At 57.2% G+C, this 19811-nt stretch carries 14 protein-coding genes; 7 read left to right on the top strand and 7 right to left on the bottom strand.

All coding sequences use genetic code 11. The annotated features are described in order from the left end of the window. Nucleotides 1-198 precede the first annotated feature (198 nt). Complete coding sequence (locus tag M2447_RS12710; RefSeq protein ID WP_277510075.1) at nucleotides 199-882, top strand: trimeric intracellular cation channel family protein; 684 nt, start codon at nucleotides 199-201, stop codon at nucleotides 880-882. 55 nt (nucleotides 883-937) lie between these two features. On the opposite strand, the gene M2447_RS12705 is transcribed toward M2447_RS12710, so the two are convergent. Continuing rightward, the gene (locus tag M2447_RS12705) at nucleotides 938-1717 is read right to left on the bottom strand and encodes a VC0807 family protein (RefSeq protein WP_277510074.1); all 780 of its coding nucleotides are present in this window, start codon (nucleotides 1715-1717) and stop codon (nucleotides 938-940) included. Nucleotides 1718-1844: 127 nt separating this feature from the next. Between M2447_RS12705 and M2447_RS12700 the strand changes: the two genes are divergently transcribed. From M2447_RS12700 to M2447_RS12690, 3 genes are all read left to right on the top strand, one after another. Beyond that, a complete protein-coding gene (locus M2447_RS12700) occupies nucleotides 1845-2591 on the top strand; it encodes a pyridoxine 5'-phosphate synthase (RefSeq protein ID WP_277558901.1) in 747 nt (248 codons plus the stop codon). Nucleotides 2592-2729: 138 nt separating this feature from the next. Then, on the top strand, nucleotides 2730-3197 hold the full coding sequence (gene acpS / locus M2447_RS12695) for a holo-ACP synthase (protein ID WP_277510072.1): 468 nt from the start codon (nucleotides 2730-2732) through the stop codon (nucleotides 3195-3197). 149 nt (nucleotides 3198-3346) lie between these two features. Beyond that, the gene (locus tag M2447_RS12690; RefSeq protein ID WP_277558900.1) at nucleotides 3347-3952 is read left to right on the top strand and encodes a hypothetical protein; all 606 of its coding nucleotides are present in this window, start codon (nucleotides 3347-3349) and stop codon (nucleotides 3950-3952) included. A gap of 291 nt (nucleotides 3953-4243) precedes the next feature. Here the strand turns inward: M2447_RS12690 and M2447_RS12685 are convergent, their stop codons facing one another. Next, the gene (locus M2447_RS12685) at nucleotides 4244-6331 is read right to left on the bottom strand and encodes an ATP-dependent helicase (RefSeq protein WP_277558899.1); all 2088 of its coding nucleotides are present in this window, start codon (nucleotides 6329-6331) and stop codon (nucleotides 4244-4246) included. A gap of 131 nt (nucleotides 6332-6462) precedes the next feature. On the opposite strand from M2447_RS12685, the gene M2447_RS12680 reads away from it, so the two are divergent. Together M2447_RS12680 and queF are read left to right on the top strand one after the other, a co-directional pair. Next, a complete protein-coding gene (locus M2447_RS12680) occupies nucleotides 6463-7350 on the top strand; it encodes a DUF3592 domain-containing protein (RefSeq protein ID WP_277510066.1) in 888 nt (295 codons plus the stop codon). 83 nt (nucleotides 7351-7433) lie between these two features. Further along, entirely contained in the window at nucleotides 7434-7808 is a 375-nt protein-coding gene (gene queF, locus M2447_RS12675; protein WP_277510065.1) for a preQ(1) synthase, read from the top strand. A gap of 110 nt (nucleotides 7809-7918) precedes the next feature. Here the strand turns inward: queF and M2447_RS12670 are convergent, their stop codons facing one another. The 5 genes from M2447_RS12670 to M2447_RS12650 form a co-directional block, all read right to left on the bottom strand. Next, on the bottom strand, nucleotides 7919-8314 hold the full coding sequence (locus M2447_RS12670; protein ID WP_277558898.1) for a hypothetical protein: 396 nt from the start codon (nucleotides 8312-8314) through the stop codon (nucleotides 7919-7921). 15 nt (nucleotides 8315-8329) lie between these two features. After that, nucleotides 8330-9217 (bottom strand): GIY-YIG nuclease family protein, encoded by an 888-nt coding sequence (locus M2447_RS12665; RefSeq protein WP_277558897.1) that lies wholly within the window; start codon nucleotides 9215-9217, stop codon nucleotides 8330-8332. Between the two features lie 83 nt (nucleotides 9218-9300). Further along, nucleotides 9301-10947, bottom strand: a complete 1647-nt coding sequence (locus M2447_RS12660; protein WP_277558896.1) for a fumarate hydratase — start codon at nucleotides 10945-10947, stop codon at nucleotides 9301-9303. An 821-nt stretch (nucleotides 10948-11768) separates the two neighbouring features. Then, nucleotides 11769-12134: a hypothetical protein gene (locus tag M2447_RS12655; protein ID WP_277510059.1), complete on the bottom strand. Its 366-nt coding sequence runs from the start codon at nucleotides 12132-12134 to the stop codon at nucleotides 11769-11771. A 10-nt stretch (nucleotides 12135-12144) separates the two neighbouring features. After that, the gene (locus tag M2447_RS12650) at nucleotides 12145-13029 is read right to left on the bottom strand and encodes a hypothetical protein (protein WP_277510058.1); all 885 of its coding nucleotides are present in this window, start codon (nucleotides 13027-13029) and stop codon (nucleotides 12145-12147) included. 576 nt (nucleotides 13030-13605) lie between these two features. On the opposite strand from M2447_RS12650, the gene M2447_RS12645 reads away from it, so the two are divergent. Further along, complete coding sequence (locus M2447_RS12645) at nucleotides 13606-19584, top strand: ATP-binding protein (RefSeq protein WP_277510055.1); 5979 nt, start codon at nucleotides 13606-13608, stop codon at nucleotides 19582-19584. Nucleotides 19585-19811 lie beyond the last annotated feature (227 nt).

Genomic DNA, 19811 nt, shown 5'->3' with positions numbered 1-19811 from the left:
CGCGAAAAGTCCCCTCAAATCGACCCTCGCGTCCTGCTTCTATCCCCACTCCTTCTCGATGCCCCGATGGGTCAACTTCTGTCTGGACCTCCCGGCTTTTTCTGACAACCGTCCATTGTTGGGGTAGTTTGAAATATTGGATTCAAGCGCGCTTGCACAGACGCGGTCCATCGGACAGCGTCGCCGATTTTCTCGCAAATGGACCATCTGTTTTTTGTCGTTCTCAATATCATTGGCACGTTCATGTTTGCGGTGTCGGGCGTGTCGGTCGCCATCAGCAAGGACTATGACTTGTTCGGCATCGCGGTGCTCGGCTTCGCGACAGCGATCGGAGGCGGCACGCTGCGCGACATGATGCTGGGCGTCGGGCCGGTTTCGTGGATGTCCGACCACGCGACGATCATCACGGTGCTGGCGGCGATCATCGTGTCGTCATTGTTTCTTGGATACATCCACAAGCTCGGCTGGTGGAACATCGTTTTCGACGGCGCGGGGCTGGGCGTGTTCACGCTCGTGGGCATGCAAAAGGGAATCGACCACGGGCTTTCGCCGCTCGTGTGCGTGCTGCTCGGCACGATCACGGGCGCGGGCGGCGGCGTGATCCGCGACGTGCTTTCGGGCGAGCGACCGATGCTGTTTCAAAAGGAACTCTACGCGTCGGTGTCGATCGCGGGCGGCGCGTTTTATTTCCTTCTGCGCGCGCTGGCGTCCGACCGGCTCACGTGGCACTGGCAGGCGGTGGCGTGCATCGTGTTCATCGTGGCGCTGCGCGTGATCGCGGTGCGTTTCAACTGGTCGCTGCCAAAAATCCGCGCGCACCGCAGCGGCACAAACCGCGCGCGCCTGCGCAAGATGGCAGGCTTGTTTCGCGGCGGAGAGTGAGGGCGCGAGCGCGATTAGGCGCCCTCGTGATTGCCGGCGTTCTCCCCGGTCGAAATTATTTTCCCTGCCCGTCCTTCTCCCCGCCGCGGAAAATCGCGTCCTGCTCCAGGCCGGTGAGTCGTTGCAGGCCGCCGAGCAGTTTCCACAAAATCACCATCAGCATGACCATGCTCGGGAGCACGATCACAGGCCAGCTCCAGAGCTGCATCTGGCCGAGTTGCGAGTTAAATTCCTCCGTGCGCGGTGTCGCCGTGATCAGTCGGCGGGCGAGAAAAAAATTCAGCACCGCGCTCACGAAAAACGTCAGCGCGAGCCACTTGTTCGCGCCCGCGAGCAATTTTTCGAAGGCGCCGTGCGTGCCGCGCTCCTCAAGCGCCGCCTTCACGCGCGCCGTGTCGATGATCTGGTCGTTGTAGATGAGCGCGCGCACAAGCGGCTTTTTCAAGCGCGCCGAGACGAGCACCGCGATGCCGATGATCGACGGCACGAGCGCCTCCTTCACGGCAAACCAGAAGCCGCTCACCTTCAGCAACCCGAGTCCGCCGCCGAGCAGCACGCCGCAAAACCCCACGATCGAAATCATGTTGGCATGCTTGCGCGTCGCCATGTCCCACGCGCCGTAGCAAACCGGAAACGCCAGCGCCACGAGCAGCCCCCACAGAGGGCCGAGCCATTTGTCCGAGCTGAACTTCATCAATATCAGCGTCGGAAGCGCGATGTTGCAGATGAGGTTGAGCAGCATGTTTTCCTTTTTCGGCGCGGGTTTGGCGGACGCCCCGGACGCGGGCGATGCGGCTGCGGGAACGACGGGCTGGCTCTCATCTGGTGTGGACATGCGCCCACTTGCTTATGCAAACGCCGCCGTTCAGAAAGGAAAAAATGGAAGCAAGACGACGGCGCGCCATCGGACAAACGCACTTTAGTGTTTTCCTGCCAGCCCCAATGCTGCCACGCTCGCCCGCATGATTCTCCTTGGTGTCAACATCGACCATTGCGCCACGCTCCGCCAGGCCCGTTACAAACAAGCCGCGTCCACCGTCGGCCGAAACGTCGAGCCCGATCCTGTCACGCTCGCCGTTCTCGCGGAGCGCGCCGGCGCCGACGGCATCACCGTCCACCTCCGCGAAGATCGCCGCCACATTCAGGAACGCGACGTGTGGCGGCTCCGCGAAACCATCGCCACGCGCCTCAACCTCGAAATGGCCTGCACGCCCGCCATGACCGAGTTCGCGCTCAAACTAAAACCCGAATACGTCTGCCTCGTTCCCGAAAACCGCGAGGAAGTCACCACCGAGGGCGGCCTCGATGTCGCCGGCAACCGCGACCGCGTAAAAGCCACCATCGACGCGATGACCGCCGCCGGCATCAAGACGAGCCTCTTTATCGATCCCGACACCGCGCAAATCGAACTCGCCGCCAAACTCGGCGCGCCCTTTGTCGAACTGCACACGGGCGCCTACGCCAACGCCTATTTTGACGACACCGCCCGCGACACCGAATACAAGCGCCTCGCCACCGGCGCCGCGCTTGCGCACAACTGTGGCATCCGCGTCAACGCCGGCCACGGCATCAACTACGTCAACATCGAACAAATCCGCGACCTCCCGCACCTGCACGAGCTCAACATCGGCCACAGCATCATCAGCCGCGCGCTCGTCACCGGAATCGACGAGGCCGTCCGCGAAATGAAAACCCGAATGAACCGCTGAGAAATAATAGCCACAAAAAGGCATCAAAAATGCGCAAAGAAAAGCCTCCTGTTTCGCTGACATTTTTTTGCGCTTTTGTCAGGCCACTCGCAGACTCGTAGAGTGCCTCTTTGCGGCCATTGGCTTAAAAAAATTTCCATGGACACTGACCTCAACGCCCTTCGCGAACGCCCGCAACCCGGCCCGCACATCCCCTTCCCCGACATGCCGCAAGGCGGAGTGCTCGTGGGACTCGGCGCCGACGTGATCGACATCGAGCGCATCCGCGCCGTGCACGAGCGACAGGGCGACCGTTTTCTCGAACGCGTTTACACGCCGGGCGAAATCGCCTACTGCATGGGCATGGGCGATCCGCACCAGCACCTCGCCGCGCGCTTCGCCGCCAAGGAAGCCGTCGCCAAGGCCTTCACCACCGGCATCGGTGCCGAAATCGGCTGGCACTCCGTCTCCGTCTATCACGGCACGCGCCAGGAACCGCTCGTGCAGCTCGACGAAAAAGCCCGCGACCTCCTTGCCCGCGTCGGCGCGACGCATGTCCTCATCACCCTCTCGCACACCAACACCGTCGCCATGGCCGTCGCCGTTTTGGTGAGCGCTTCGCGCTAATGAATAATGCAGAATGAAAAATGAGAGGCAGAAGCCAGAGTGCCAGAAGTAAACATAGCAAACCAACAATCCCCGCTCTTCACTCACCCACTACTTTTCCTCATTCATCATCTTCTGACTCCTGTATCCTGACTCCTGACTCCTTTTATATGTCCGCCGACAACAACACCGAAGAAGACCTGCGCTCGCCGCGAGAAAAGGCCTCGAAAATTCCCTCGTGGATCATGGTCGGTTTTATTCTCGGCGCGCTCACCTTCTACACAGTCAGCGATTACCTGAATCGTCCCGAAAAAGAGCAACCATCCGCCCCTTCAGGAACACAGAGCTCCGGCACCGCGCAACCAACCGACACCGCCGCAACCGACCAGCAGTCTCCCGCACCAGCCGCCACCGCCTCCGGCAGCGACGCTCCAAAACCATCCGACACCCCTGCCCCGCCCGAAAACGCCCGATACATGAGCCTTCTGGTAATGGACGCGATTTTCCGTCAATGGTCGGTCAACGCCATGTGGGAATACAACACCACGCAGGTCGTTTTCTGGAACCCGGCCGACAACAAATACTCAGTCGCGGTCGAAGTCTTCCGCATCGGAGGCAACGACGATGATGGCACCTATTATTACCGAATGATCGACCGCCCCACGCGCCCCGTAATCCGCAACGACTCCCGCCCCGACGCCCCGATCCTCTTCACCGAATCCGAGGACGCCACCCAACGCCGCAAAGAAAACGAAAACCAACGCTGGTGGCGGTGAATGAGTGAAAAATCTACTTTTGCCACAGTGAAAGCTTGGGGTGCTTTTTTCGAGCCATTCGAATACGGCTTTGCGCCAGGAGCGCGGGCATCTTGCCCGCAGGTTTGGAGGTTTGTGCGGCGCAGCGCGCCGTCTTGCCGCGCTCCCGGGCGCAAGCGTGTTTTTTTGCCCCTGCAAAAAATAAGATGTGATCCCTTTTTGTATGCCTTTGGGGTGAACTGTTTGTCTCAACTTCTCATTTTCCTCCACCATTTCACGCACTTTCCCCAGCCCTTCAACTCATTCCTCCGCCTACCAATAACTCCGCCGGGGCGGCTTGAGGATGTCGTAGAGGCCGGTGTCGATTTCTTTTAGGAAGCGGCTGGGTTCGAGGAGCATGCCGCCGGGGCCGGCGCGGGTCGCGACTTTCGGATAACATAAATACAATTCGTTTTTCGCGCGCGTGGAGGCGACGTAGAAGAGGCGGCGCTCTTCCTCGACATCGCCGTCCTCAATCGCACGGCGTCCGGGGAAATAACCGTCGGCAACGCCAATCACAAACACGACATCGTATTCCAAGCCTTTCGCCTGGTGCACGGTGGTGAGCTTGATCGCCTCGGCGTCGGGATCGACCTGGCGGTCGCTTGTCTCGCCGTTGAGGAGCACGATTTGCGCGAGGAGGTCCTGCATCGTTTCATAGCGCGAGGCGAAACCGACCAGCGCCTTCAACTCCTCAAGGCGGTCAATGTAATCGGCAAAGGCGCCGCGGAGATAATCGCCATACCAGCCGTTGACCGCCATGTCGAACGCCTTGGCGGGCGGCGCGGCGCGCATGGTTTCGGCAACTTCGGAGAGCGAGGCGCAGAAGCTCGGCCAGTCGTCGAGCGCGCCCTTGGGCACCTTGGTTTTCACGTCGTCGGTTTCGAGGACGGCGATTAAGTCCTGCCGCATGAGCGCGGCGTGTTCGCGCGCGACAGCGTGGATTTTTTGCGCGCTTTTTTCGCCGACTTTCGGAAGGAGGCAGGCGATGCGCTGCCATGCAAGTTCGTCAGCGGGGTTGTAGACGAAGCGGACGAAGGCGACGATGTCCTTGATGTGCTGGCGCTCGAAAAACTTCACGCCGCTGGTGATGTGGTAGGGCATGCCGGCGCGGGAAAGGGCGAGCTGCATTTCCATCGCCACGAAGTGCGAGCGGTAGAGCACGGCGATTTCCGAGGGGGAGACGCCATCCTCGTCAACAAGGCAGCGAATGCGACGAATGACAAAGTCGGCTTGTTCACGGTCGTCCATTGTCTGGACGACTTGGGGGCGCATGCCGTGCCCCCGGGCGGCGCGAAGCTCCTTTGCAAGCTCGGCCCGACGGTGGGGCTGGGCGTCGAGTATTCGATTGGCAAAATTGAGTATTTCGGGCGTGGAGCGGTAATTGGTTTCGATGCGGTGGATGGCGGTGCCGGGATGCCGGTCCATAAATGTCGCGATGTTTTCGAAATCCGCGCCGCGCCATGAGTAGATGCACTGCGCGTCGTCGCCCACGGCCATCACGCGATGATGCGTGGCGATGCAGTCAACGATCTGCGCCTGCACGGTGTTGGTGTCCTGATATTCGTCGACAAGAATGTGCCGGAATCGCTCGGAAAAATACTGGGTGACAGAGGGTGATTTTTGAAGGAGCCGCAGCCAGTATTCGAGGAGATCGTCGTAGTCGCAGACGTTTTGCTCGCGCTTCTTTTTTTCATAGGCGGCGGCAAAGGGCGGGATGAGGTAGGCGATGTCCTTGTATTGGGGAAAGTATTTTTCGATCGTGTCGCCAATCGGAAGCTGGGTGTTGCGCGAGAGGGAAATGACGTTGAAGAGCGGACCGGGCTTCGGGTTGGTCTTGTCCTTGAAGAAGCCCTTGCTCTCGGCATCGACGGTTTGTTTGAGAAGCGACTCGGCTTCGTCGGCATCGAGGATGGTGAAGTTTTTCGGCAGGCCGATATCCTCGCCAAACATGCGCAAGGCGCGGTGGCCGATGGAGTGAAATGTGCCGCCCCAAAAGCGGCTGGGCTCGACACCGGTGAGGTCGTTGACGCGGTGGAGCATTTCCTTGGCGGCCTTGTTGGTGAAGGTGAGCAGGAGAATCTCGCCCGGGCGCACGCCCTTGGAGAGCAGGTAGGCGACGCGGTAGGTGAGCGTGCGCGTCTTGCCGGAACCCGCGCCGGCGAGGACGAGGAGCGGGCCGGGCTCGGCGGTGACGGCGGCGTATTGCTCGTCGTTGAGCGAGGCGCGAAAGTCGATGGCGGGAACGGCGGATTGCGGAATGGCGGAGAAAGTGGACGTGGAAAGGCGGACCGGCTGCGCGGGTTGCGGCGGCGGGCTGAAGGGCGTGTCGGTTTCTTCGGAGTCGAACGGGGAATCCATGGCGTGAGAAACCCAGACGCTGAGGCATGGGCGCGAACAGGGAAATGTTTTTCTGAGTGGGACGCGATTTGCGGCAACGCGCGGCGCTTTGTTGGTTGACGCGATGAGGGCGGGGAGGAATGCCTTGTGGCATGGATAAAAATGGCAGCTTTGGCGACCGCGCGCGCGATGCTTCCGGCAGCCAGCCGGGGCATGCGATGCCGAGCTTGACGCGCGAGGCCGGGGAGGCGCTGGCGGCGTTCCTGCTCGCGCCTGTGCCGAGACGGGAAATCCCGCCTGTGATAAAACGCGCGGCGGGAATAAAAACCCAAGCGGCCGGAGTTTTTTTATTCGGCCTGTTTTTTCTAGTTCTGGGCGGAGTTTTCACATGGATCTTTTTCCCATACAACCTGCACCGGGACTGGCAGCTTGACAGAAGCCACTTGGTAACGACCGGACGCGTCTCGGAGGCTGAAAAGAGCAATATGTCGATAAATGAAACACCGGTTTATCGTTATGCCTTTGAGTTCACGCCAAGTGAAAGCGGCGAGGTCGTTCAAGGCGTGTGCTACACAACCGGGCGGACATGGAACAAAGGCGACAAGGTGGACGTATTATACATTGGGGGAAATCCATCCACCGCGCGCATTCAGGATTCCCGATTGAGCATGGGTTCGGCGGCCACCTTGTTTGTCCTGATTTTTCCACTCGTCGGCGCGATCGTGGTGGTTGTTGCAATCCACGCGCCCTTGCGGCGGCAGTGGATGTTAAAAAACGGCATGGTGGGTGAGTTCCGCGTGCGCAAAATCGTTTCCACAAATGTGGAAATCAACAAGCAGCTGCGTTATCGCGCCGAGTGCGAACGCGTTGATGATGCGATGGACGACGGCGTTTATTCATACGCATCGCACACGCCCGGAAAAATAAAATATCTGCGCGCGCTGGAGTCCTCGGGACGCGCGGTGTTCGGCCTGTATGATCCGAGGGATCGCGGCGCAAAACGCCGGAAGCTGGAACTGCCCGAGGCGTGGTTCATGTGAGCGCCCCCTTTTTCGGGGCCGGATGCGATTTGCGCACGGTTGCGAGTGGACACGGCTCGACGGCGATTGGTAGGTTTTGCGTCATGGTTGATCCGAAGATTCTTGAGACGTTTCCCAATCCCGCGCCCGTGCGCGATTATGTGATCGAGCACACGCATCATGAGTTTACCTCGTTGTGTCCGATGACGGGACATCCGGATTTCGCCGACATCACGGTGCGCTACGTGCCGGACAAGGTGTGCGTGGAGTTGAAATCGCTGAAGCTGTATTTCCACGCGTTTCGCAACGAGGGCAGTTTTTTCGAGGCGGTGACCAACACGATTTGCGACGACCTCGGACGCGCGATGAAACCGCGCTCGCTCACGGTCGTTTCACGATGGAAGGCGCGCGGAGGGTTCACGTCGATCGTGACGGCGGAGTGGAGCGCGAAAGGCGGCAGGGCAAAACGCCCGCGCTGAATTAATTCGGCCCTAAAAAAGCATCGAGGATATCGATGCTGATTTCTTTGGACTTGCAGGCGGCGCAGCCGTTCACGAAGAAGTCGTTGCCTTTGTAATTCGTCATTGTCCTATGAAACCGCATCAAATGCGCCCTCGAAAAATGTTCCGCCGCATTTGGGGCATTTCGCTCCGGTCAGATTGAATGTGTCGCGCAGATTGGACGAGTTGCATTTACCACACGCCATCCCGTCCCTGCCGGGGTCGAGCAGCGTCGTGTGTCCGCAATCAAGGCAAAGGTGAGCGGGCGCGTTTCCCGAATGTTTGTTGATAAATGCGTCGAGCATTTCATCGGTCGCGGATCTTCCCAACGCCTGCTTCGCCACTTCGCGCATGATGTCCTCCCTCGCCGGATGATAACAATAGGTGCGCTTGCCCGGCGGATGCTCGACATACGGATTGCCCTCATCCCAGCCGCTGATCGAGAAGCCGCACGAACCGCAGGAAAACTTTAGGCTGAACGCCATTTCACATACATTCGTTTAATTTTCATTCAACCCGTTCGGAGCCTCCGTGTGCAGCCGTTTTTTCCAAGTGCGCTCCAATGAGATAATTTCATCCGGGGGCATGTCGGGGGAAACACGTTCAACTATGCTAAATTGAAAATTTCTTGGATCGCGATTTTTCAACAGCTTATTCCCCCCATGTCCACTTTTGGCATAATTAAGCCATCTCCCGTATATATTAAATTCGCCATAAGCCGAGCCCACGTAACCTTTGCCGTCTGATTCATCGAAAATATAATATACACCGCGCCACTGGGCCAGTGCCACCCGCCATTGCTGCGGCAATGCCTGCAATTCCTGCCACGACAGGTTGATTTCGCGCCATTTTGGAACGGGTTTAAGCAAGGCGCTTTCCTCCAGTATGGACACAATGCGCATGTCGTTTCTATGAGCCCGCCTCCACCACGAACGCTCGGGCGGCGTCCAGGCAATTGTCAATTTGCCATTCCAGTCGGCATGAATGCCGGTGGGTTTCAGGTTAAAATACAGTAGTGACGGATGATTTTTATCTTTTTGAAATCCCGCCATTCCGAATCTTTCGGATAGCTCCTTAAACTCCGCACGACTCCAAAATTGCGCATACGACAGTGGCGTCGATGATTCAATTTTGTATATCCCTACAAACAAAGCCCGGCCCGGCTTGTGACCAATAAAAGAGGCTATATATCCGGAGCCCGTCAGCCGCGCCATGGCTTTCTCCAAGGGAATGGGCTGCGTCGCTTGATATGCGTCGAATAAATCATGCCGCTCCGAGGCGATCCAAAGAAAAGCCTTGTTGAGTGCGGGCTCGTATGGACGATGCCGCAACATGATGACATGGCTGGGATCGATGTTATTTTTTATCAGTAAATCATTAAAATTCATGTTTTTATTTTATACTATAAAACAAAAAAACAATGGGTTCGCGCAGGACACCCATTGTCTTGGTTAAAACGAATTAAACTGGACTATTTTTTCTCCGGCGTGCCGCAGGCGGCGCAGCCGTTCACGAAGAAGTCGTTGCCTTTGTCGTCCACCAGGATGAACGCGGGGAAGTCTTCCACTTCAATTTTCCAGATGGCTTCCATGCCGAGTTCGGGATACTCGAGGAGCTCGACTTTTTTGATGTTGTCCTTCGCAAGGATCGCGGCGGGGCCGCCGATGCTGCCAAGGTAGAAGCCGCCGTGTTTTTTGCACGCGTCGGTAACGGCCTGGCTGCGGTTGCCCTTGGCGATCATCACGAGCGAGCCGCCGTTGGATTGGAAGAGGTCAACGTAGCTGTCCATGCGGCCCGCGGTCGTGGGGCCGAAGCTGCCGGAGGCGTAACCTTGCGGCGTCTTGGCGGGGCCGGCGTAGTAGATGGGGTGCTTTTTGATGTAGTCGGGCAGGCCCTGGCCGGAGTCGAGACGTTCCTTGAGCTTGGCGTGGGCGATGTCGCGGCCGACGATGATGGTGCCGTTGAGCGCGACGCGCGTGGTGACGGGATATTTCGAGAGCGTGGCGCGGATGGCGTCCATCGGCTGGTTGAGGTCGATTTTGACGATGTTGTCGTCCTTGAGAACGCGCTCGCTTTCGGGGATGAAACGGCCGGGGTTGGTTTCCATTTTTTCGAGCCAGATGCCGTCCTTGTTGATCTTGGCCTTGATGTTGCGGTCGGCGGAGCAGGAGACGCCGAGGCCGACGGGGCACGAGGCGCCGTGGCGGGGAAGGCGGACGACGCGCACGTCGAGCGCGAAATATTTGCCGCCAAATTGCGCGCCGATGCCGGATTGTTGCGCAATTTTGAGAATTTTTTCCTCCATCTCAATGTCGCGGAAGGCGCGGCCGTGCTTGTTGCCGGTGGTGGGGAGGGCGTCGTAGTATTTGGTCGAGGCGAGCTTGACGGTTTTGAGGCAGGTCTCGGCGCTGGTGCCGCCGATGACGAACGCGAGGTGGTAGGGCGGGCAGGCGGCGGTGCCGAGCGATTTCATTTTCTCGGTCACGAATTTTTCGAGCGATTTGGGGTTAAGGAGCGCCTTGGTTTCCTGGTAGAGGTAGGTCTTGTTGGCGGAGCCGCCGCCCTTGGCGACGAAGAGGAATTTGTATTCGGAGCCGGGCGTGGCGTAGAGGTCGATCTGCGCGGGGAGGTTGGTGCCGGTGTTGACTTCCTCATACATGTTGAGCGCGGCGGTCTGCGAGTAACGGAGGTTTTCCTTGGTGTAGCACTCGTAAACGCCTTTCGACAAAAACTCGGCGTCGTCGGCGCCGGTCCAGACTTGCTCGCCTTTTTTGCCGACGATGGTGGCGGTGCCGGTGTCCTGGCAGAACGGGAGGATGCCTTGCGCGGCGATCTCGGCGTTCTTGAGCATGGTGAGCGCGACGTAGCGGTCGTTGGCCGAGGCCTCGGGGTCTTGCAGGATGGCGGCGACTTGCGCGAGGTGTTTCGGGCGGAGCATGAACGAGCAGTCGTGCATGGCTTGCTGCGCGAGAAACGCGAGCGCCCCGGGCGCGACTTTCACGATCTCCCTGCCGTCGAGCGTGGTGGTCGAGACGCCTTCCTTGGAGAGGAGTCGGTATTCGGTTTCGTCCGCGCCGAGCGGAAATGTGTCTTGGTAGAAGAATTCAGGTGTGGCCATGGGATGAATGCGGGAGGGAATGAGAAGTTTGATGAATGAGTGGGTGTGGATGGTGCGAGGTTTGGGCGTTTTGAAAAGCTGGAAAAGTAAACGGAAGGGCGACGATTGGGAAGGGATAAAAAATCCGCGCCGAAGCGATCCCGCATCACTGTTGCCCCAAACCACCGCAAACCGATTCAGCCAAAAACAAAAGCCGCCCCATGAAGAGCGGCTTTGGCCGGAAAAGTGGTGGACCCTATTGGAGCCTTCAATTTCCCTATGAGAGCGTCTCCTGGTTTGCGTTTGGTTTGTGTTTTGCCGGATTTTTTTGACAAAAAATTCGGACCATTCCAGACCCTGCGCAACTTCTTTCACCAACTCCAATCGGCATCGTGGTCGCGGAGGAGCGGGACAGTCTCAATAAGAATTCCGCAGTTTTAATGCTAAAAATCACCTCATTTGAGGCAAGCGATACTATCGCCTGTTGAGTGACTCGGGCGTCCAGCACGAGTCCCCGCAACTGGTGTTTATTGTCCTTTCCCCGCTCCAATCCTACCCTCATACACCTGTTTCCAACCAACAAAACCACAACACCGGATCTTCCTCCCTCCATCTCCTCACCCCATTGCACTAACTATTGGCCACCGGGTCTGCTGATTCGCTAATCTATTTATTTTTAGAATGTTCTATAACGAATTAATGGCCGGACTTTCGCCTTTTCGACCTTTATTAGCCCAGACTTTCGAGTAACAAAAAAGGTGCCTCAAAAATACCCCGGTTCACAACGCCGTCGCTGGCAAGCGCGGCAGGGTGAGGTTGCGCTGCGAGAGGATTTCAATGCTTCATAACGCCCGCAGTTTGCTGCGCGGGCCGGTCTTCTCGTCAGTTTTCCGCATCCACGCCTCGTATTCGCTGAAGGGGATGCGATAGGGCTTTCGCCCAAACACAGTTTTGATTGAACGCGCCTTGCAATGGTCGGAAATGAAATGCGGGTGTCTGCCGACGGCGGCGGCGAATTCCTTCACCGAAAAAAACCCACGCGCCTTTCCGGCCTCGCGCGCGAACAAAGCTTCGCGAGCGTCATCTGGAATGACGTTCGTGAGGGGTTTTGTATTGGTATTCGCGTTTGCCGCGAGCCCAGACAGAACCGCCTTTATCTCCGCTAGGTCCGCCTTCATGGCTCGCCACTCTTCGGCGGGGATGCACACTGTGCCTTCGTCAGCTATTTGCCGGCGCTCCCTTCTGGCGTGATTTCAAATTCTCCTGCTCCGAAGACGGTTGATGGAGTTGCGGCTCCGGGATCGACGATTTCAACTTCAACCGCTCCGCCTTTCGGGCGGCCTTCTTTTGAGCCTTGGCTTTCATCACCTCCTTCTTTTTCTCCGCCTCTTTTTTGCGGTCAGCGGCCCATGTTTTTCTCGGCGGGCTGTCGGGTGCGTTGACACGGTTTTCTTCATATGCGTTTTTCGCGCGGGTAAACTTCACCGACTTTCGTTCCATCATATTGCGCATGATCACCTCCACGCTGCTATCGACCTCGCGCCCACAATGAGGATTCTTCCTCGCAAAGTATATTACGCTGTTGAGCTGAAGGATGTTCTTGTGGCGCTGGGTAGTGCGCTTGTCCTCGTTGGCCTCATCGGTGTCGTGGACGACCTTGGCGATTGCGTCCTTGATTTTGGGTGCGGTTGGCCCCGCAGGCCCAGACAGCTCGAAGGCTTTCTTCAACACAATCGCCCGCTTTTTCTGAGCCACCTCGGCAAGCTCGCACGCGGCCTTCACGTTTGACCACATCTCGACTTTGCTAATGAAGGCGGCATCAGGGACGGGAGCGTGGTGAAGCTCGTCAAGGAGGTTTGTCACAACCTCCCCAGCCTTCAGGTAATTGCGCGTTTGAACGGCCTGAAACTTATACTCGCCGAGGCAAAATGCTTCGATGGTATCGTAGAATGGCCGGTAGCAGCCGGATTTTTGAATTGCGAAGAGAACCCGGCCGAGGCCGATGCATTTGGAAAGCAGAAGGTGAATCTGCAATTGGAAGAACTGGAAATCCTGTCCTTCGGTTGTTGTGGTGGTGCTGTGCGCATGAGCGTGTGAGTTCATGACCATGTAAGTATGAAAAGCTTCCCGCAAAATCCAAAAGGTTCCTTTCAGTTTATTTTCCTAATTTTTTGAGCCACCAATTATCCCGTTCTTGTTACTCCAAGCCTCCCGATCTCGCATCACCCAATGCCTCACCCCCCTGCGTTGACATTCTAAACGCCAGTGCCTCCGAGCAGCCCGATGGTTTCAGCGCAAACTTTCGCGCCCACTTTAGATTTTTAAATGTTTAAGCCCCTCGGGAAATCGCTCCGGCGGCGAATCTGCACATGTTCGTTTCCCCGCGACCGACAACACTCGCCACTTGAAGCCGTTCCTTCGCCTCGGCATCTCCTCTTCGACGCACATCCGCTGTTTTGCACTTTCCTCACTCCAAGCATCCCCTCATACATTTTTCACACTCGGTAAAGATCCTCGGAGCAAGCCAGCTCCGATGGGCATTTGAACAATTTCGCCAACGCTCACCCGCTAATATGCAAATAACGCTCATGCACGCTCAGCCAACCAAGCCGGAGCAAGCTGCCGGGATTATTTGACTACCCTTTTAACGCCTCCTAATTCCACCCCGTCTGGCAAACCATGGCCAATCTCGCAGCAGCTCATAAAGGGTATTTTTACCAAGACATCGTTACCGCTTATTTTCTGGCACGCAGCTTGGTGGAGCGAGTGCAATCTACAACAGTGGATGCGAAGTTTCATGCCTACGACCGTTTCGACGATCTGTTGAGCGTAATGGATGACGGAACCAAAGTTCGCCGACAATTCAAACACAGCGAGTCGCCGAAGGCATTTGAACGGTCTTTCCTTACCAGCGATTCCTGCGACCTTCGCCTCGACCAACTAATAAAGTCCTGGCTATCTGATCCCGCAAAGGTTCGCGCGACGGAGTATCGGGTTTGCGTCACATGGCGCATTCCTAATGCAAAGGATGACCGGTGCCTTCTTAAACATTCCACCGCGCCAAGTTCGTTTGGAGGCCAGAGTTCCTGTTTTCAACTTGATGTTGACGTCATCTGGCCGAAGCGAGGGCAACCCCAGTTCAGGTGTCTGAAGAACACAAAGCGCGCCGCTTTTGTGGCATTCGCCAAACGCCTGATCATCGAATTAGAATGCCCACGGGCGTCGCTCGATCTAGACCACGCCGGTCCGATGGAGCAATTGCTGCTAAACGTGCTGGGGGATCGCGTTGGCTTCGGACGTTATCCAAACCAGCAACGAGGACCGGTCGAGGCTGCCGCGCAACTCATCCTCCTTGCTTACAAAACCCGCGGAACTGACTTGGCTCGCTCGACTTTGACTCCGGATGTGGTCATAGCGGAGCTTGGATTGATTACCGACTACGGTCGGATCTCGCAGCAATTTCCGTTCAATGCAGGCGTCTTCGTCTCGATGCCCGAACTTCGGCGAAAACTTAACGAAAAAGTTAAGGCAGGAGGGATCACTGTGCTCTCCGGAAAACCTGGTGCCGGCAAGTCATGGGAATTGACCGATCTCATGAAAAAACTGCGAGCACGAAAAGTAATCGTCGCTGCGCACTATTGCTACCTCGAGCCCGGCGATCCGCTCGTGCAAAGTCGGATCACCTTGAATACCTTTTACGGCAACCTAATCGCCGAGATCGTCGATGCGGTGCCGGAGCTGAGCGAACGCAATCCGACGCGATACGCCGCTGGACCGCAAGAGTTGCAGGCGTTGCTCGATGCCGCAGGTGCGATGAATCCCGCGCCACGGCTGGTTGTGATCGTTGACGGCCTTGATCACATCGCCCGGGTGCTTCGCGATGCGCGGACGCTTGCCCCAGCGGATACGCAGATCGCGCGAGACTTGTTGGCACTGAAGCTTCCCGAGAATGTCAGCGTGCTTGTCGGCTCTCAGCCTGGAGATCACATCACACAACTCGCCCGCTCGGGCACAGTCCTGTCGGTGCCGGATTGGGAAGAACCAGAGGTCGAAGCGTTCCTCGGGCGGATTCCGTTGGGCAAGAAATTAAAGGCACAGTGTTGTCGGGATGACGATCGGAGCGCACTCATTGCCGAATTAACGCGGCGCTCACAGGGGAATGCGCTTTACTGCACCTACCTCTGCCGAGAGCTGGAACGCCGGCTTGAGGCCAGTCCTGGCGCGGAGCCATTGACGCTTCTCCGTGTTCTTCCGGCAAATGAAGGCAAGCTCTCCACTTACTACGAATTTTTGCTCGACAGCTTGGATACTGGCGGACGGTTGGTGGGCGAGGTCATGGGCCTGATCGACTTTGGGATCACGCCCGAGGAATTGCAGGAAATTTTCCCTCTTTTCCGTGGCCGCATCGAGGAATTCCTCACACAACTCGCACCGATTCTTGAGCGGACACGCGGACAAGGCGGGCTGCGTATCTACCATGAAAGCTTTAGACGGCACCTTTTCGAAACGGCCGCCACCAAGGCGAACGGCCTTGCCCCGAGCCTAAAAGACGTAATTGCTTGGCTGGATGGCAAAGGCTTCTTGAGCGATTCGCGGGCGTTCAGGTTTTTGCTGCCAAATCTTGTCCGCGCCGAACGAGCTTGCGAGGTATTCGATCGAATTGACCGCGACTTCGTCGTGAAAGCTGTGGCGGAGGGCCATCCCACTGATGCGATCGCGGCAAACTTGGGCGTGTATTCCCGCGTCGCATCGGACGTTAAAGACTTCCCTAAACTGGTTCGTGCCGGTGAACTCATTCGCGCGCTCGGAACATGCAACGATAATCTCAACGATGTTTACGAATATGGCACGACCTACGCCGCGATTTTCGGGGCCGACAACCTTGCGCAGCGTCTATCCTTTGACGGTGCGCCGACATTCGATGTCTCGGAAGGCCTCAAGCTCTGCTCATTTTGCGCAGATGCCGGCGTTAGTCCACCATGGCATGCTTACCTCCGCAAACCGCGCCCCTCCGAGGAACAGCAGGACATGCGAGCAGAGATGGCTCGCTTCCATGGCCGTGCGCGCACGGGCGAGGGTGATCGCCTCCGTGCTCGGTTGGTCGAATTCCTGGGTAAAGCCGGCGACGACGTTGATTCGGGCTACGTCGCTGGCCTCGCGCGCCGGTGGGCAGAAGTGGCGGGAGCCGACGACCTGCCGCACCTAACGAAAGAGTCTAAATGCAATGTAATCATCGCTGAAATCTTCGACCTCGAATTCGCGCGGCGCACGTTGAATGCGCAGAACCGCAAGGCTGCAGCCACCCGCGTCGCGCGCCGCACCACCAGTGCCCACCGCGCCATCGAAGCCCTACGGCTCGGGGCTGACCCAAAGCTCCTGACGCATTGGACGAACGACCTCGGTAAATATGAGATCGGCGTGGGAGGCCGGGGAATCGGCAAGGGCGAGGCGCTACCGCAGTGGGTCCTCAGCGTTCGGATCGCCGCCTACGTCCAGCCAAAGCTCCTCGATGCGGAGGAAATTCGAACTCGAGGTTCGGGTTGGTATCGGAACTGGCTGGCATTCGTCATCGAACTCGCACGGATCGAACGCCGCGCCGTCCACTCGCCTGCGAATGCGGCCGAAGAAGTCGTTGACGCGTTCCGCGCATTGGCAACGGATGTCAACCCATTCAAAGGTTCACCGCGCGCCTGCGACCTTTACTTCGGGCGTGGCGCCATTCACGAATCGTTCGAAGTCGCCCTCAACCTCCTCCAGACCTCCGAACAATGGCGCTGCGTTATTGCGCATCTAAAGAAAATTTCCTCGGGCACGACAACATCGCTTCAACGTTCGAAATCTGGTCCACTTACTGCATACGCCCTGGTTGAACTGGTCGCACCGTTTGCGAGGCGCAAGGAGCTCCATGCGTCGATTCGACGCGAGATCGAACCGCTCATTCGAAACCAACACGATGGCGGACTCTACCACGAAATAGCGTCCGCCGAAATGGCGCTCGCCTCGCTTCTAATTACGATGGGCGATCGTGTGGCCGCGCTGGAGCATTGGAAAACCGCATGCCTCCATCTTTGCGCCTATGGGATGCGCAAAGATACCACGATCTTCGAACTACTCAACAGCATCGAGGGGCTTATGCGTGCTGGTAAGCCACAGTTGCTTGAACGGCTTGCGAAGCTGTTGCCCATGGTTCATGCCGTGATTCTTCACACGGACGGGAGAGAAACAAGGCATTCCGCTGGAACGTGGTTCAAGAGGCTGTTTGCGGTGGACGAGTCCTCCGCGGCGTGGCTGCTTGGGCGCTCAATGACGGATGACGGGGGGAGTTACGATTATCGGCTTGAAGACGGCCTCGTTCACTGGCTCGAAAACGTCAGCACGATGGACACGCGGTGGCGCTGCCGATTGGAACAGCTGGTTGAAGGCCCATCCGACGTCGAAGAAGTCAAACGGCGCCTCGGCCGGATAGATTTACTGCGTAACCAAAACCCTGCAGCATCCGGCCTTGAGTTTCAGTTGATGGCTGCAACTGTGCATGGCGATCCCGTGGAACACCCCCAAAAAGCCTACGACACACTCCTCCACTTTGCCAAAAAATCCGGATTCGTGCTTCCAGTCGGCGATCCGGATATCAGTCACCCCAAGCACAAGGACAACACGCCAGCCCTGCCAAGTGATTCGATCCCGCCAAAGCTCCGTTGGCAGCCACCCAAAACTCCGCTGGCATTGCTTCAACGTTTCCAAAAAGTTCTCCATGGGCGTGAGGTTTCCAACGAGGCGCTCTTGGACTATTGTAAAGTTCCGATGGTCGGATGGTCCGACAGCCATCGCCCTGAGATTGAGGAAATCCTCACCTTCATCGCCCGCTCGAACCGATTCGGCACTTGGGCCGACTTGCTCACGGGCCTTGGCAAGGCGCTGGAATCGGCTGGCAAGACCGAACTGGCTGCACATGCGCTGACGCTCGCATTTGCGGGTCATCGCGGAGGCGGAGGGTGGATGTCGTTTGGCGACGAAAACCACGAAGATTTGTTGATGCGTGCTTTTAAAAATTCTCGTCCCGTTGCATTGACCGTCCTCGCGCAGGAAATGATGCACCGCAATGGCGAGTGGGGCGTGACGCAACACGTCATCGGGTTCCTCGGACGCCACGACGATATCGCACTTGCCACTGCCATGTGGGATGAAGCGTGCGAATCCATATTGGTCCGCCTGCCCGGGCATGAGGCTGCGCAAGGCCCCTTCCTCTCATTCGAGCCGACTGCGGTGCCAACGTGGACACCCGACGATGCCGCGCTATTTCTTATTCTGGCTCGCATTTCCCATCCGGAACTTCGCCGCAAAACCACAGCACTCTGTGCCGCGGCGTGGCTAGTGCAGCGTGATCCTGCCAAATGCGTCATTGCTTTCCGCGAGATACTGAAGGCATCGCTTTGCTTCACACATCAACTATGGTTGCTAAACCTCTTGGAGCAGTTTGAGCCTACACCTTACGTCATCACTCAGGCACTCGTCGCTGAGCTAAATGCCTTCATTGCCTCCGGACGCTGCGGCACCGAACAACTCGCGTTGATGCTTTTAACCCGCGCGAGGGTCACCGTAAGCGGGAGACCTGCGCGAACGAAACCGATAGTGCCGACCGCGTTGCCATTAAATAAAATAAAAGCAATCATGTCACTTGACGTTCATGATGTCGTGCAGCGGGTCGCCAAATTTTGGCCGGAATTTCCGGAGCTCGTGGCGGGGCGGTTCGAAACTATAATGCGTTCCGATGAGTTGCATAAGGACAGGATGCAAGACCGTCGTGAGGCGCGCATGTCTATTTCGAGAAGGAGCTATCCTTGGGCAATGTTTCATGGATGGGAAAATGAACTCTTTACAGACAGCTTGAACGAGGTTCTGACGGGACTTGAAGAGCACTTATGGCTGAAGGGCGAGTGGGACGACCGTGTCTGGCTCGAAGTGTTGCCTTTGCTACTGCCACATGCGGAGATTCCCGCCCGTCACTACTGGAGCCGACGCGTTCGCCCGTCGTGGCCTCTTCCTGCGGCAATATCTAATGGCGTGCATCCAGTTCAATCTGTGCCGGACGGCGAACTTTCCGGTTGGAAGCGGATTGCATATTTCGAGACGTATTTCGCGAAGGAATCCAGCTTCGATGAAATCAAGTTGAGCACACGCGTGACAGCCGGGGTGATGCTTAATGACAAAATCGAGCCACTGCCGCAGAGAATGTTGCCTCTCCGTGAATCAAACAACTGGGATTGGAGGCGTAAGGCTCGACCGCTCTTCCCCTTGGGTGGTTTTTCAGGTGCAGTCGCCGGTCACTCATTGTTTGGAACTCCGTTCCAGTTTCACGAACTGCTCGGCCTGGCTCCTAATCTGGCCAACACACTGAATCTATCCGGACGCCCGGAGATTGGCCCGCTCGATCTTTTCGATGCTGACGAAAAACTGGCGGTGGCTTTTCGCTGGTGGAGATGTCGCCCTTTGGGCGACCATGGATTCGCAGACGAAACGCCCCGGCTATCGGGTGGTGCGTTGATGATGCGACCTGACATCTTTGAACAAATTCTTTCGGAAACCAAATTGCAGGCATTTGAAGTAACTTTGCTCCAAGCCGAAAATACAGAGCAGTTAATCGCCAAACACACAGCCTAAAGATCGGCCCCCGTTCGCGCCTCCTCGCCGTGTGCTACAAACAAACTTTTGATACCTGCATCGTTGAAAAAGGTTAATCCAACATAAAAACCTTGTCGTCTTTTACGGCTTTGTCGAAGACAAAGCTACACCGAAGCTGGCATGAATAGCGTGCAGGTCGATGAGGATTTTTCCAGTTCCCTTGCAAAGGCAAGCTGCTGCTTAGAAACGTGAGCTGAACGGAGCTG

The sequence above is a fragment of the Ereboglobus sp. PH5-10 genome (assembly GCF_029504735.1).
Classification (GTDB): Bacteria; Verrucomicrobiota; Verrucomicrobiia; order Opitutales; family Opitutaceae; genus Ereboglobus.
This window is presented reverse-complemented; position numbering and strand designations above follow the sequence as displayed.

What these genes read in the sequence shown, in the direction of transcription:
- M2447_RS12665 (WP_277558897.1), bottom strand. Translation starts at nt 9,217, where the DNA reads ATGAATTTTAATGATTTACTGATAAAAAATAACATCGATCCCAGCCAT.
- queF (WP_277510065.1), top strand. Translation starts at nt 7,434, where the DNA reads ATGGTTGATCCGAAGATTCTTGAGACGTTTCCCAATCCCGCGCCCGTG.
- M2447_RS12670 (WP_277558898.1), bottom strand. Translation starts at nt 8,314, where the DNA reads ATGGCGTTCAGCCTAAAGTTTTCCTGCGGTTCGTGCGGCTTCTCGATC.
- M2447_RS12645 (WP_277510055.1), top strand. Translation starts at nt 13,606, where the DNA reads ATGGCCAATCTCGCAGCAGCTCATAAAGGGTATTTTTACCAAGACATC.
- M2447_RS12650 (WP_277510058.1), bottom strand. Translation starts at nt 13,029, where the DNA reads ATGAACTCACACGCTCATGCGCACAGCACCACCACAACAACCGAAGGA.
- M2447_RS12680 (WP_277510066.1), top strand. Translation starts at nt 6,463, where the DNA reads ATGGATAAAAATGGCAGCTTTGGCGACCGCGCGCGCGATGCTTCCGGC.
- M2447_RS12660 (WP_277558896.1), bottom strand. Translation starts at nt 10,947, where the DNA reads ATGGCCACACCTGAATTCTTCTACCAAGACACATTTCCGCTCGGCGCG.
- M2447_RS12685 (WP_277558899.1), bottom strand. Translation starts at nt 6,331, where the DNA reads ATGGATTCCCCGTTCGACTCCGAAGAAACCGACACGCCCTTCAGCCCG.
- M2447_RS12700 (WP_277558901.1), top strand. Translation starts at nt 1,845, where the DNA reads ATGATTCTCCTTGGTGTCAACATCGACCATTGCGCCACGCTCCGCCAG.
- M2447_RS12690 (WP_277558900.1), top strand. Translation starts at nt 3,347, where the DNA reads ATGTCCGCCGACAACAACACCGAAGAAGACCTGCGCTCGCCGCGAGAA.
- M2447_RS12710 (WP_277510075.1), top strand. Translation starts at nt 199, where the DNA reads ATGGACCATCTGTTTTTTGTCGTTCTCAATATCATTGGCACGTTCATG.
- M2447_RS12705 (WP_277510074.1), bottom strand. Translation starts at nt 1,717, where the DNA reads ATGTCCACACCAGATGAGAGCCAGCCCGTCGTTCCCGCAGCCGCATCG.
- acpS (WP_277510072.1), top strand. Translation starts at nt 2,730, where the DNA reads ATGGACACTGACCTCAACGCCCTTCGCGAACGCCCGCAACCCGGCCCG.